Source organism: Streptomyces doebereineriae, assembly GCF_031845645.1.
GTDB lineage: Bacteria > Actinomycetota > Actinomycetes > Streptomycetales > Streptomycetaceae > Streptomyces > Streptomyces canus.
The window spans coordinates 104,038-117,335 of record NZ_JAVREZ010000006.1; the positions used below are offsets into that span (position 1 = coordinate 104,038).

The window sequence follows — 13,298 nt, forward strand, 5'->3', positions numbered from 1 at the left end:
GTGACGTCTCTCGACAAGCCGACCGAAGACACTCAGACCGATGACGCGCGGGCGGTGACCGAGGCGGCCCTGTTCGAGGCGTTCGGCGGCGTCCGGGGCATGGTCGAGACGGTTCTGCCGGGCCTGCTCTTCGTCACGATCTTCACGATCAACAAGGATCTGCACCTGTCGGCGATCGCCGCGCTCGCGGTGTCGCTGCTGCTGGTCGTGGTCCGCCTGGTGATGCGGGACACCGTCAAGCACGCCTTCAGCGGTGTCTTCGGCGTCGCCTTCGGTGTCGTCTTCGCGATGATGACGGGCAACGCCAAGAACTTCTATCTGCCGGGCATGCTGTACACGCTGGGCCTCGGCCTGGCGTACGTCATCACGACGCTCGCGGGTGTGCCGCTGATGGGGCTCATCCTCGGCCCGGTCTTCAAGGAGAACCTCTCCTGGCGGACCCGCAACCCGGGCCGCAAGAAGGCGTACTCCAAGGCCAGTTACGCCTGGGGCGGGATCCTGCTCGCCAAGTGCGCGATTCTCTTCCCGCTGTACTGGTGGGCCGACACCGCGCAGCTCGGCTGGGTGCTGGTCGCCCTCAAGATCCCGCCCTTCCTGCTGGCCGTATGGCTGACCTGGGTCTTCCTCGCGAAGGCGCCGGCTCCGATCGACGTGTTCGCGGAGATGGAGGCGGAGGAGAAGGCCGAGGAGGAGCGCAAGGCGGCGCAGGCCGCGGAGCGTGGGGACACGGAGGCCGCGGCCGGGCGGCACCGGCGCGAGGCCTAGTACCCGGTACTTCCGTCGTCGTATCCCTCGAAGACCTCAGCCCGTCGCGTCCTCGCGGCGCACCGACAGCAGGTCCTCGAGTTGCTCCTCGCGGGCCTGGGCGGCCACGAACAGGAGTTCGTCGCCCGCCTCGAGGGAGTCCTCCCGCGACGGGGTGAGGACGCGGGTGCCGCGGATGATGGTGACCAGGGAGGTGTCCTCGGGCCACTCCACGTCGCCGACCGTCGTGCCGGCCAGGGCCGACTCCTCCGGCAGGGTCAGCTCGACCAGGTTCGCGTCGCCGTGGCTGAAGCGGAGCAGGCGGACCAGGTCGCCGACGCTCACCGCCTCCTCGACCAGGGCGGACATCAGGCGCGGGGTGGAGACGGCGACGTCCACGCCCCAGGACTCGTTGAACAGCCACTCGTTCTTCGGGTTGTTCACCCGGGCGACGACCCGCGGGACGCCGTACTCCGTCTTCGCCAGCAGAGAGACGACCAGGTTGACCTTGTCGTCGCCCGTCGCGGCGATCACCACGTTGCAGCGCTGGAGCGCGGCCTCGTCCAGGGAAGTGATCTCGCAGGCGTCGGCGAGCAGCCACTCCGCCTGCGGGACGCGCTCGACCGAGATGGCGGTCGGCGCCTTGTCGATGAGAAGGACCTCGTGGCCGTTCTCCAGCAGTTCGCCCGCGATCGAGCGGCCGACCGCACCGGCGCCGGCAATGGCGACCCTCATCAGTGACCGCTCTCCTCTTCGGGGCCCTCGGCGAAGGACGCCTCGACCTTCTCCATGTCGTCCGTGCGCATCATCACGTGCACCAGGTCGCCCTCCTGCAGCACCGTCTGCGAGGTGGGCAGGATCGCCTCGCCGAGGCGGGTCAGGAACGCCACCCGGACGCCCGTCTCCTCCTGCATCTTGCTGATCTTGTGGCCCACCCAGGCGGTCGAGGCGTGCACCTCGGCCAGCTGGACCCCGCCGGTGGGATCACGCCACAGCGGCTCCGCGCCCGACGGCAGCAGCCGGCGCAGCATCTGGTCCGCGGTCCAGCGGACCGTCGCCACCGTCGGGATGCCCAGGCGCTGGTAGACCTCGGCGCGCCGGGGGTCGTAGATCCGGGCCGCGACGTTCTCGATGCCGAACATCTCGCGGGCCACGCGCGCGGCGATGATGTTGGAGTTGTCGCCGCTGGAGACCGCTGCGAAGGCGCCGGCCTCCTCGATGCCCGCCTCACGCAGGGTGTCCTGATCGAAGCCGACCCCGGTGACACGGCGACCGCCGAAACCGGAGCCCAGTCGTCGGAAGGCGGTGGGGTCCTGGTCGATCACGGCGACCGTGTGCCCCTGTTGCTCCAGGGTCTGGGCGAGAGCGGAACCCACTCTCCCGCAGCCCATGATGACGATGTGCACGACCGTCCTTCCGGTGTCAATAAGTACTGCTCAGCCACATCAGGGTCTCAGACCGACGCCCAAGCTACACACGGGCGGTAGGACGACGGCACCCCTGTGCACGGTTGCCCTGACTTCGTGTCCGTCAGCGGCGGCTGATGCTGCGGACGCTCGCGAGCGTCAGGATGCCGAGGCCGATGAGGGTGGCCGCGGCGCCGATCAGCTCTGCGGTCGTGTCCATGGAACCTCCGGGGACAGTAAGGGGGCGAGGTCTTGTCATATAGGCATGCCGCTCCGCTCACCTGCGGAATCCGTAGCCGGAGCGGGTCCGGATTTCACCCGGAGAGCAGATGCGGGGTGCCGGGTGGTTGCTCGCCCGTTCGAACGCTTACGCTTCACTGTTGTGTCCAAACTGACCGACGTGCCCAAGCGGATCCTGATCGGGCGCGCACTGCGCAGTGATCGGCTCGGCGAAACGCTCCTGCCGAAGCGCATCGCCCTCCCTGTCTTCGCCTCCGACCCGCTGTCCTCAGTGGCGTACGCGCCCGGCGAGGTGCTGCTGGTCCTGTCCATCGCGGGCGTGTCGGCCTACCACTTCAGCCCCTGGATCGCGCTCGCGGTCGTCGTGCTGATGTTCACCGTGGTCGCCTCCTACCGGCAGAACGTGCACGCGTACCCGAGCGGCGGCGGCGACTACGAGGTGGCCAACACCAACCTCGGTCCCAAGGCGGGCCTCACGGTCGCCAGCGCCCTGCTCGTCGACTACGTCCTCACGGTCGCCGTCTCCATCGCCTCCGGCATCGAGAACCTCGGCTCCGCGGTCCCCTTCGTGGTCGAGCACAAGGTGCTCTGCGCGATCGCCGTGATCATCCTGCTGACGCTGATGAACCTGCGCGGCATGAAGGAGTCCGGCTCGCTCTTCGCGATTCCGACGTACGTCTTCGTCACGGGCGTCTTCATCATGATCGCGTGGGGCGCGTTCCGCGGTCTGGTTCTGGGCGACACCATGCGGGCACCGACGGCGGACTACCACATCAAGGCCGAGCACCAGGGCCTGGCCGGATTCGCCCTTGTCTTCCTGTTGCTGCGCGCCTTCTCCTCCGGCTGCGCCGCGCTCACCGGCGTCGAAGCCATCTCCAACGGCGTACCGGCCTTCCGCAAGCCCAAGTCGAAGAACGCGGCGACCACGCTCGCGATGATGGGCCTGCTCGCCGTCACCATGTTCTGCGGGATCATCGCGCTCGCCATGGTCACCAAGGTCCGCATGGCCGAGAACCCGGCCGTCGACCTGATCCACAACGGCGTCGCGCTCGGCTCCGACTACGTGCAGAACCCGGTGATCTCCCAGGTCGCCGAGGCCGTCTTCGGCAAGGGCAGCTTCCTGTTCATCGTGCTGGCCGCGGCCACCGCACTGGTGCTGTTCCTCGCCGCGAACACCGCCTACAACGGCTTCCCGCTGCTCGGTTCGATCCTCGCCCAGGACCGCTACCTGCCCCGCCAACTGCACACCCGCGGCGACCGCCTCGCCTTCTCCAACGGCATCGTGCTGCTGGCCGGAGCGGCCGGACTCCTGGTGTGGATCTACGGCGCCGACTCGACCCGGCTGATCCAGCTCTACATCGTCGGCGTGTTCGTGTCCTTCACGCTCAGCCAGACCGGCATGGTCCGGCACTGGAACCGCCACCTGGCCACCGAGAAGGACGCCGCGAAGCGCAGCCACATGATTCGCTCCCGCGCGATCAACGCCTTCGGCGCCTTCTTCACCGGACTCGTCCTGGTCGTCGTCCTGGTCACCAAGTTCACTCACGGCGCCTGGGTGGCGCTGCTCGGGATGTGCATCTTCTACGCGACGATGACGGCGATCCGGAAGCACTACGACCGGGTCTCCGAGGAACTCGCGGCGCCCGAGGGCCCGAGCGACGACAGCCTGCGGCCGTCCCGCGTCCACTCCGTCGTCCTGATCTCCAAGATCCACCGCCCGGCGCTGCGGGCGCTCGCGTACGCCAAGTTGATGCGCTCGGACTCGCTGGAGGCGTTGAGCGTCAACGTCGACCCGGCCGAGACCAAGGCACTGCGCGCCGAGTGGGAACGGCGCGGGATCGACGTACCGCTGAAGGTCCTGGACTCGCCGTACCGCGAGATCACGCGGCCGATCATCGACTACGTGAAGGGGCTGCGAAAGGAGTCGCCGCGTGACGCGGTGTCCGTGATCATCCCCGAGTACGTGGTCGGCCACTGGTACGAGCATCTGCTGCACAACCAGAGCGCGCTCCGGCTCAAGGGGCGGCTGCTGTTCACGCCGGGGGTCATGGTGACCTCGGTGCCCTACCAGCTCCAGTCCTCGGAGGCGGCGAAGAACCGTGCTCGCAGGCGGCAGGAGTGGAACGCGCCCGGCTCGGTGCGGCGCGGTCCGGCCGAGCAGCGGGCGAAGGAGACGCCGGCGCCGAAGTAGACTGGTTGGCTGTCGTCTCGGCCGCTTTGCTTTTGTGTCCGGCCGATTCGTGTCCGGTCGTCTCGTGGCCGGCCGCGTTCCCCTTTCCCCTTGACGTTGTGGAGTCACCCCGCCATGCAGGCAGAACCGAAGAAATCGCTGGTGGGGCTGGAGTTCGAAGTCGAGGTCGGCCCCGTCGCGCACGGCGGGCACTGCATCGCCCGCACGGAGGACGGCCAGGTGCTGTTCGTCCGGCACACACTTCCCGGGGAGCGGGTCGTGGCCCGGGTGACGGAGGGCGAGGAGGGGGCGCGTTTCCTGCGTGCGGACGCGGTGTCGGTTCTGGAGGCGTCCAAGGACCGCATCGAGGCGCCCTGCCCCTATGCCGGTCCCGGCCGCTGTGGAGGCTGTGACTGGCAGCACGCCAAGCCCGGCGCCCAGCGGCGTCTCAAGGGTGAGGTCGTCGCCGAGCAGCTGAAGCGGCTCGCGGGTCTCACCCCGGAGGAGGCCGGCTGGGACGGCACGGTGATGCCGGCCGAGGGCGACAAGCTGCCGGCGGGCGAGGTGCCTGCCTGGCGCACCCGCGTGCAGTACGCGGTGGACGCCGACGGCAACGCCGGTCTGCGCCGCCACCGTTCGCACGAGGTGGAGCCGATCGAGCACTGCATGATCGCCGCGCCGGGCGTGAGCGAGCTGGGCATCGAGGACCGGGACTGGTCCGGGATGGCGTCCGTGGAGGCGATCGCGGCGACCGGTTCCCAGGACCGCATGGTCATCCTGGAGCCCCGGCCGGGCGCCCGCCTGCCCCTCGTGGAACTCGACAAGCCCGTCTCCGTCATGCGCGTCGAGGAGCACGACGGCGGCATCCACCGCGTCCACGGCCGCGCCTTCGTGCGCGAGCGGGCCGACGGCCGCACCCACCGGGTGGGCAGCGGCGGCTTCTGGCAGGTCCACCCGCAGGCTGCCGACACGCTGGTGAAGGCGGTCATGCAGGGCCTGCTGCCGCGCAAGGGCGAGATGGCGCTCGACCTGTACTGCGGTGTGGGGCTGTTCGCGGGGGCGTTGGCCGACCGCCTCGGCGACAAGGGCGCGGTCCTCGGCATCGAGTCGGGCAAGCGCGCGGTCGAGGACGCCCGGCACAACCTCGCCGCCTTCGACCGGGTGCGGATCGAGCAGGGCAAGGTGGAGGCCGTGCTGCCGCGCACCGGGATCACGGAGGTCGACCTGATCGTGCTGGACCCGCCGCGCGCGGGGGCCGGCCGCAAGACCGTCGAGCACCTGTCGTCCCTGGACGCCCGCCGCATCGCTTACGTCGCCTGCGATCCGGCCGCGCTGGCGCGGGACTTGGGGTACTTCCGGGACGGGGGGTACCGGGTGCGGACGCTCCGGGTGTTCGACCTCTTTCCGATGACGCATCACGTGGAGTGCGTGGCGGTGCTGGAACCTGTGGCGAAGGGCGCCTGACCTGCGGGTTCGGGTGGTCTGCCGCTGTCTCTGGCGCGGTTTCAGTTGCGGCGCACCGGCCCTGCGTCGCACATCGTGAGGTGGAGCAGGATGAGCTGTTCGGGGTGGAGGCCGGGGATCTGGATGCCTACGCGTTCCAGGACCTTGCCGGGCAGGGTGATGCCGTCCTCGGTGCACCAGACGGGGGATCCGCGTTCCATGCCGGGGGCTTGGTCGCCGGGGGGCAGCGGGCGCAGGTGGTAGGTGGCGTTCGGGTCGAGGCCGGGCAGCCGTAGCGTGCCGGGGTGGGCGGCGACCGGGGTGGCCAGGGCGGTGAGGGCGAAGACGGCTTCGGTCCGGTCGCGGGAGACGACACCGTGGGCCGACAGGGCCGGGTCGGGATGGTCGACGCGGACGACGCGGCCGGTGTGCAGCAGGTCGCGGAGCTGCTTGTGGAGGGAGACCCAGCGGGTGAGTTCGGCGCGTTCGCTCTCCTTCGCGCGGGTCAGGTCCCATTCGATGCCGAGGTGACCGAAGAGCGCGGTGCCGGCCCGGAAGGCGAGGTCGTGGGTGCGGCCGGTGGTGTGGGAGCGGGCGGCACCGATGTGGGAGCCGACGAGTTCGGGCGGTAGCAGCAGACCGGTCCAGCGGTTGATCGACTGGCGTTCCAGGGCGTCGTTGCAGTCGCTGGCCCAGACGCGGTCGGTGCGCTCCAGGATGGCGAGGTCGACCCGTCCGCCGCCGCTGGAGCAGGATTCGATCTCCAGGCGCGGGTGGCGTGCGCGCAGTTCGTCGAGCAGGGCGTAGACGGCGAGGGTCTGTGCGTGGACGGCGGGTTCGCCGTCGGGCGAGTGGCCGGCGTCGACCAGCTCACGGTTGTGGTCCCACTTGAGGTAGGCGATGTCGTACTCGGTGAGCAGGTCGTCGAGCCGCTCCAGGATGTACGTGTACGCCTCGGTGTGGGTGAGGTCCAGGACCTGCTGGGAGCGGCGGTCGGCTGGGGTGCGGCCGCCGGTGGCCAGGATCCATTCGGGGTGGGCGCGGGCCAGGTCGGAGTCGGGGTTGACCATTTCCGGTTCGACCCACAGGCCGAACTCCATCCCGAGCGCGCGGACATGGTCGATCAGCGGGCCCAGGCCGCTGGGCCAGACGGCTTCATCGACGTACCAGTCGCCGAGCCCGGCACGGTCGTCGCGGCGGTGGCGGAACCAGCCGTCGTCCAGGACGAAGCGTTCCGCACCGACCTCCGCGCCGAGGTCGGCGAGGTGGGTGAGCTTGTCGAGGTCGTGGTCGAAGTAGACGGCTTCCCAGGTGTTGAGCACCACCGGGCGGGGCCGGGACGGATGTCCGGGGCGGGCGCGGAGGTGGTCGTGGAAGCGGGCGGACAGTCCGTCCAGTCCCTGGTCGCTGTGGCAGCCGTAGAGCCACGGGCCGGTGTACTCCTCGCCGGGGCCGAGGATCACCTCGCCCGGAAGCAGCAGTTCGCCGGCGGCGAGGGCCGGGCGGCCGGTGGGCAGCCGTTCGGCCAGGATCCTGTGGTTGCCGCTCCAGGCGATGTGCAGTCCCCACACCTCGCCGCTGCCGAAGCCGAAGCCCGGTGTGCCGGCCGTCAGGACCAGGGCGGCGTCGGGGCCGGTGCGCCCGCTGCGGGTCTCGCGCAGCCAGGTGCCGGCATGGAACGGATGGCGCTGCGGGGCGCGTTCACGACACCAGCGGCCGGTGAGGTCGAGCAGTTCGGTGGCGGCATCGGGGACCGGCAGCGCGAGCATCAAACCGTCGAGCGTGTACGGCAGTACGGAGTCGTCGTTGCGTACGGCGGCTCGCATCCGCACCAGCCCGGAGGCGGTGAGCCCGGCTTCCAGGACGAGACCGAGGCGGGCGGTCCGGTCGGTGGCCCGGATCCGTACCGAGGCGCCCTCGGCCTCCACCGAGTCGAGGGTGAACAGGGGGGACCAGTCGGCGCCTTGGCGGTGCCCGGTCAGACCGGGCTGTCCGGGCCATCCGGTGCCGTGCTCGGGCAGCAACGCGACCCGTGGTACGACGTCGTCGAATCCCCGCATGTTCGGCATGGTGACGGCGTCGGCCAGCTGTGACAGCTCCTCGTCGGTGAGGTCGCCTGGATCGGCGCCCCAGTGGACCACGGTGGGCAGGCCGTTGCCCCGCAGGTCCAGCACCAGGCTCACGCCTGCCGCCCGGAGATGGATGAGTCTTTCGGTTGCGGCATCGATGTGGGGCTTCATGGCACGATCGTCCTCAGCGGGTCACGGGCGGAATCAAGGGGTGGCGTGCGGCAGTTCGCGGGTGCGCGGCCCGTTGTACTGCTGGTCGGTGACCGGCTCGGACCAGGTGGTTTCGGTGCTGCCGTCGCCCTTGGCCTCCCACAGGGCGAGGTGCTCCATGAACCGGTCGGGGGCCGCGCCGTGCCAGTGCTCCTCGCCCGGCGGGCAGGTGACCGTCTCGCCCGGGCGGGCCTCGAATATCGTGCCGTCGCGGGTGCCGATCAGGGCGACGCCGGAGACGACGTGCAGGGTCTGGCCCAGCACATGGGAGTGCCAGTCGGTGCGCGCGCCCGGTGAGAAGCGGACCATGTTGACGCGCATCCGGGACGGTTCCTGGCCGGCGTGGATGACGTCCCACCACACGTCACCGGTGAACCAGTCCGACGGGGCCTTGCTGCTGGGCTGCTGCTCGACGAACTTCATGGCGCTTCACACATCCTTGCTATCGGGCGACGTAGCCGCCGTCGACGGGGAGGGCGACGCCGACGACGAAGCCGGCACCGGGGCTGCACAGCCACATGACGGCCTGGGCGATCTCCTCGGCGGTCCCGAGCCGGTTGATGGGCTGGTTGGCCTCGGCCTCGGCGCGATCGAGCTCCCCCCTGGCGATCATCTCGCTGACCATCGGGGTGTCGATGGTGCCGGGGCATACGGCGTTGATGCGGATGCCGCGCGGGGCGTACTCCAGGGCCGCGCTGGAGGTCAGGCCGATGACTCCATGTTTGGAGGCGTGGTAGGAGGCGCGGCGGGGGAGACCGACCAGGCCGCCGAGGGAGGAGCAGTTGACGATGGCGCCGCTGCCCTGGGCACGCATGTGCCGTAGCTCGTGCTTCATACAGGCCCACACGCCGCGGAGGTTGATGGCGCTGACGCGGTCGAAGTGTTCGGCCGGCTCCTCGGCGGCGTCGCTGGGCGGGATCTGGATGCCCGCGTTGTTGTAGGCCATGTCGAGGCGGCCGAAGGTCTCCACCGTGCGGTCGACCGCGGCGGCGACCTGGTCCTCGTCGCTGACGTCGCACGTCAGGGCGAGGACGTGGTGGCCGGCGTCGGTGAGTTCCTTCGCGGCCGCGTCGAGGGCGGCTTCGTCGATGTCGGTGAGGGCGACGGCGGCCCCGGACTCGGCGAAGGCGCGGGCGGCCGCCAGACCCATACCGGCGCCGGCTCCGGTGACAAGGGCCACCTGGCCGGTGAAGTCGTAGGTGGGATTCATGGTCGATCCTCTCGTTCGCTGCGGCGCGGACATCGTTTTGACTCGTGGCGGAGGCCGGCCGGGCTCAGCGATGCGACGGTGTCCGCACGGGTACGTCATCCAGTGCGCGGGCGGGGGCAGTGCGCGGGGCCACGATTCGGCTCCTGGCGGAGGTGCCGCGGACGGCGAGGGCGATGAGCGGGAGCAGGGTGAGGGCGGCGATGACGGTGCCGACCAGGGGCGGGCCGGTCACGCCGAGGGAGGAGCCCAGGGCCGCACCCGCGAGGAAGGAGCCGCCGGCCACGCCGACGTTGAAGGCGGAGGTGGTCAGCGCGGACGTGAGAGTGGGAGCGTCGCCGGCGAAGCGCATGGCGAGCGCCGTGACGACGGGGTTCACCGCGAAACCGGTCAGGCCCATGAGGAAGACCAGGACAGTGGCCGTGACCGCGTTGGTGGACAGCGGGATCATCAGGAAAAGGACCAGGGCGGTGGCCGCGGCGGCAGTGATGGTGGTGCCCATCGGACGGCGCTCGCCCAGACGGCCGCCGGTGGTGGTGCCGCCCAGGGCACCCACGCCGAAGGCGACGAGGACGAACGGGACGGCACCCGGCGGGATCCCGGCGTGATCGGTCAGCAGCGGGGTGACGTAGCTGTAGGTCGCCAGGACACCGCCCATGATCAGCATGGCGGCGCTCAGCGCCAGCCACAGCCGGCCCTGGCGCAGGGCGCCGAACTCGGCGCGCAGCGAGACGGTCGCGCGCTGTTCCTGGGTGGGGATGAAGCGGCCGATGAAGACGGCGGCGAGCGCGGAGAGGGCGGCCAGCGCCCAGAACGGGCCGCGCCAGCCGATGAACTGACCGGCGAAGGACCCGATGGGCACGCCGACGACGTTGGCCAGCGTCAACCCGCCGATCATGACGCCGGTGGCGCGGGTGGCCTGCTGCGGGCCCGCAGCGGCGGTGGCGACGACGAAACCGACGGACCAGAACGCCCCGGTGGCCAGCGCGGTGACGACGCGGGCGGCGAGAACGACGGTGAAGGAGGTGCTGAGGGCCGCCACCACATGGCCGAGGCTGAAGACGGACAGAGCCAGAATCAACGTCCGGCGCTGCGGCAGGTGCAGGGTGGCCATCGCCATGGTCGGCGCCCCGATGATCATTCCGACGGCGAAGGCGGTGATCAGCAGCCCTGCCTGGGAGGTGCTCACCCCGAGGCCGGTGGACAGTTCGGGCAACAGGCCGGCTATGACGAACTCGGTGGTGCCCATCAGGAACGTGCCGGCGGCGAGCACCCGGACGACGAAGGGGAGCTTGCCGGGGGTGGTCCCGGATGTGGAAGGCATATGTGTGGTCTCTCCTCGAGCGGTGGCTGCTTCCGGTGGGCCGCCGGCGGGGTCAGGGGGCTGCTTCGATGGTGATGCGTTCGGCGTTGGCGAGCCGTTCGTTGTCGCGGTCGTCGATGTGGCCGAGGATGATCAGGTCGGCGGAGGCGGAGTCGCCGTCGCGGTAGAACAGGGCCAGGTTGCCCCAGGGCGCGTAGTAGGCGAGGTCGCCGGCCTTCGGCGCGGCCGGGGCCGGGGCGCCGGAGACGCCCAGCCTGCGCGGCGGATAGGCGATCCGCTCCGTCCGGTGGAAGTCCTCCAGATCGAGGCTGAGCGGGAGCAGGGAGGCGAGGTCGCGGGCTACGGCGTGGTCGTTCAGGGTGGCGTCGACGGGTTGGCCGTCGATGGTGACCTGGATGTTCATGGCGGTGTTCCTGTCGGGCGATGCGGCGGATGCCGGGCGGGACGGTGTCTGTGGCCGTCCGGAGGGGGACGACGCGGAGGCGGCGGGCGAGTTGTCGGCGCAGGCGGTGACGGCGAGCAACAGGGCCGCGGCTACGGCGCCACGGGCCGCCAGGGCGGGAAGGGCGGTCGGCATCACAGGGCGTCCTGGGATTCAGTCGGGCAGTGGCTCGGAGTAATGGCGGAATCCGTCGCGCTCGGTGTGGATGTCGTACAGGCGCCGGGCCAGGGCGTCGGGGCTGCTGTGTCCGGCGTCGGGCCGGATGGCGCCGGGGACGATCAGCTGCGCGACGCGGATGTTCTCGGCGGCGAGGGTGTCGTGGAGCATGCGGGCGAAGGCGCTTTCGGCGGCGAAGGCGATCGAGGTGCCGGCGACGTTCGGGTTGGGGCGTACGGCGCTGGAGCCGTTGACGAACAGCAGGGTGCCGCGGCCGAGTGCGCGCATGCCGGGCAGGACGGCGTTCACCGCGGTGACGGGCCCCTTGACGGAGAAGGCAAGGGGAGCGTCGAGGTCGTCGGCGCCGGTGGCCAGGACCGGCTTCATGAAGTCGGCACGGGGCGCAGGGCTGTACTGAAGAATTTCGACGGGCCCCAGCGAGGTACCGGCCGCGTACAGGGCCGCGGTCAGCGACTCGATGTCGAGGACGTCGGCGGCGAAACCACGGGCCTCGATGCCGTCTCCGGCCAGCTCGGCCGTGAGATCCGCCAGGCGCTGGGTGTCGCGGGCGATGAGAGCGACACTGTGGCCGGCGGCTCCGAAGCGGCGGGCGGTGGAGAGCCCGAGGCCGGGTCCGGCCCCGATGAGGGCGAAAGTGGTCACGGTGAGTCCTTTGTCGGGATGGGCCGGGCAGAGGTGCCGGCCCCGATGGCGGGACGGTTTGCGGTCAGGGCTTCAGGAGGGCCTTGATGGCGCGGCGCTCGTCCATCGCCTTGTAGCCCTCGGCGACCTGGTCCAGGGGGAGGGTGAGGTCGAAGACCTTGCCCGGGTCGATCCGGCCGGACAGGACCCGGTCGATCAGGTCGGGCAGGTAGCGCCGCACGGGGGCGGGACCTCCGCGCAGGCCGACCTGGGAGAAGAACAGCTCCTGGCCCTCGACCGACACCTCGTGCGGGACGCCGACGAAGCCCACATTGCCGCCGGGGCGGGCGGAGTGCAGGGCCTGCCGCATGGACTCGGCGGTACCGACGCACTCCAGAACCGAGTCGGCGCCGATGCCGCCGGTGAGGTCCTTGACGCGGGCGATGCCTTCGTCGCCGCGTTCGCTGATGATGTCGGTGGCGCCGAACTCGAGGGCCAGCTTCTGCCGGGACTCGTGGCGGCTCATGGCGATGATCCGCTCCGCGCCCAGTTCCCTGGCCGCGATGACACCGCACAGACCGACCGCTCCGTCACCGACCACGACGGCGGTGGAGCCCGCCTTCACCTCGGCGGCGAGGGCGGCGTACCAGCCGGTGCCCATCACGTCGGAGACCGCCAGCAGGCCGGGCACGAACTCGCCGCCCGGGTGCTCGTCGGTGGCGACGAGGGTGCCGTGGGCATTGGGGATGCGCACGTAGTCGGCCTGGCAGGTGCTCATGAACTCGCGGTGCAGGCAGGAGGACTGCCAGCCGTTCAGACAGTTCGGGCAGGTGTTGTCCGAGGTGGCGAACGACCCGACGACGAACTGGCCCGGCCTGACGTGGGTGACCTGGCTGCCGACTTCCTCGACGATGCCGACGTACTCGTGTCCCATGGGGTGGGGCTCGGCCACCGGCTCCGCCCCGCGGTAGGGCCACAGGTCCGAGCCGCACACGCAGGTGGCGACCGTGCGGATGATCGCGTCGGTCGGCCGGCTGATCCTCGGGTCGTCCAGGGTCTCGAAGCGCACGTCGCCGGGGGCGTGAATGACTGCTCCGCGCATGATGGGGTGCTTCCTTCGGTACGAGGGTCCGGAACCGCAGCCGGCAATCCGGGACGGCTGCTCGACATCGAGCCTCACACGCGAGGGCGGGCGGGAAAAGCGGAGGAATCCATCCCGGGAGAGAAACATCCAGGGAGGAAATT

General features: G+C 70.5%; 12 protein-coding genes. 3 read left to right on the top strand and 9 right to left on the bottom strand.

What is annotated here, in order from left to right; all coding sequences use genetic code 11:
- A complete protein-coding gene (locus RNB18_RS19190; protein ID WP_266558488.1) occupies nucleotides 1–765 on the top strand; it encodes a DUF3159 domain-containing protein in 765 nt (254 codons plus the stop codon).
- A gap of 36 nt (nucleotides 766–801) precedes the next feature.
- On the opposite strand, the gene RNB18_RS19195 is transcribed toward RNB18_RS19190, so the two are convergent.
- Together RNB18_RS19195 and RNB18_RS19200 are read right to left on the bottom strand one after the other, a co-directional pair.
- On the bottom strand, nucleotides 802–1,479 hold the full coding sequence (locus tag RNB18_RS19195) for a potassium channel family protein (RefSeq protein ID WP_057611264.1): 678 nt from the start codon (nucleotides 1,477–1,479) through the stop codon (nucleotides 802–804).
- Nucleotides 1,479–2,150, bottom strand: a complete 672-nt coding sequence (locus tag RNB18_RS19200; protein ID WP_311715301.1) for a potassium channel family protein — start codon at nucleotides 2,148–2,150, stop codon at nucleotides 1,479–1,481. The genes RNB18_RS19195 and RNB18_RS19200 overlap by 1 nt, the downstream gene beginning before the upstream one ends.
- A gap of 382 nt (nucleotides 2,151–2,532) precedes the next feature.
- Between RNB18_RS19200 and RNB18_RS19205 the strand changes: the two genes are divergently transcribed.
- Together RNB18_RS19205 and RNB18_RS19210 are read left to right on the top strand one after the other, a co-directional pair.
- On the top strand, nucleotides 2,533–4,581 hold the full coding sequence (locus RNB18_RS19205) for an APC family permease (protein WP_311715302.1): 2,049 nt from the start codon (nucleotides 2,533–2,535) through the stop codon (nucleotides 4,579–4,581).
- Nucleotides 4,582–4,695: 114 nt separating this feature from the next.
- Nucleotides 4,696–6,024 carry a class I SAM-dependent RNA methyltransferase gene (locus RNB18_RS19210; RefSeq protein WP_311715303.1) on the top strand — a complete coding sequence of 443 codons (1,329 nt, stop codon included), beginning with the start codon at nucleotides 4,696–4,698 and terminating at the stop codon, nucleotides 6,022–6,024.
- A 41-nt stretch (nucleotides 6,025–6,065) separates the two neighbouring features.
- On the opposite strand, the gene RNB18_RS19215 is transcribed toward RNB18_RS19210, so the two are convergent.
- The 7 genes from RNB18_RS19215 to RNB18_RS19245 form a co-directional block, all read right to left on the bottom strand.
- A complete protein-coding gene (locus tag RNB18_RS19215) occupies nucleotides 6,066–8,243 on the bottom strand; it encodes an alpha-galactosidase (RefSeq protein WP_311715304.1) in 2,178 nt (725 codons plus the stop codon).
- Between the two features lie 33 nt (nucleotides 8,244–8,276).
- Nucleotides 8,277–8,705, bottom strand: coding sequence for a (R)-mandelonitrile lyase (locus tag RNB18_RS19220; RefSeq protein ID WP_311715305.1), 429 nt, complete (start codon nucleotides 8,703–8,705; stop codon nucleotides 8,277–8,279).
- Nucleotides 8,706–8,724: 19 nt separating this feature from the next.
- Nucleotides 8,725–9,492 (bottom strand): glucose 1-dehydrogenase, encoded by a 768-nt coding sequence (locus RNB18_RS19225; protein ID WP_311715306.1) that lies wholly within the window; start codon nucleotides 9,490–9,492, stop codon nucleotides 8,725–8,727.
- Nucleotides 9,493–9,556: 64 nt separating this feature from the next.
- A complete protein-coding gene (locus tag RNB18_RS19230; protein WP_311715307.1) occupies nucleotides 9,557–10,813 on the bottom strand; it encodes an MFS transporter in 1,257 nt (418 codons plus the stop codon).
- A 52-nt stretch (nucleotides 10,814–10,865) separates the two neighbouring features.
- Nucleotides 10,866–11,390, bottom strand: a complete 525-nt coding sequence (locus tag RNB18_RS19235; RefSeq protein ID WP_311715308.1) for a cyclophilin-like fold protein — start codon at nucleotides 11,388–11,390, stop codon at nucleotides 10,866–10,868.
- Nucleotides 11,391–11,408: 18 nt separating this feature from the next.
- Complete coding sequence (locus RNB18_RS19240) at nucleotides 11,409–12,074, bottom strand: SDR family oxidoreductase (protein ID WP_311715309.1); 666 nt, start codon at nucleotides 12,072–12,074, stop codon at nucleotides 11,409–11,411.
- 64 nt (nucleotides 12,075–12,138) lie between these two features.
- A complete protein-coding gene (locus tag RNB18_RS19245) occupies nucleotides 12,139–13,155 on the bottom strand; it encodes a zinc-dependent alcohol dehydrogenase family protein (protein ID WP_311715310.1) in 1,017 nt (338 codons plus the stop codon).
- Between the last annotated feature and the right edge of the window lie 143 nt (nucleotides 13,156–13,298).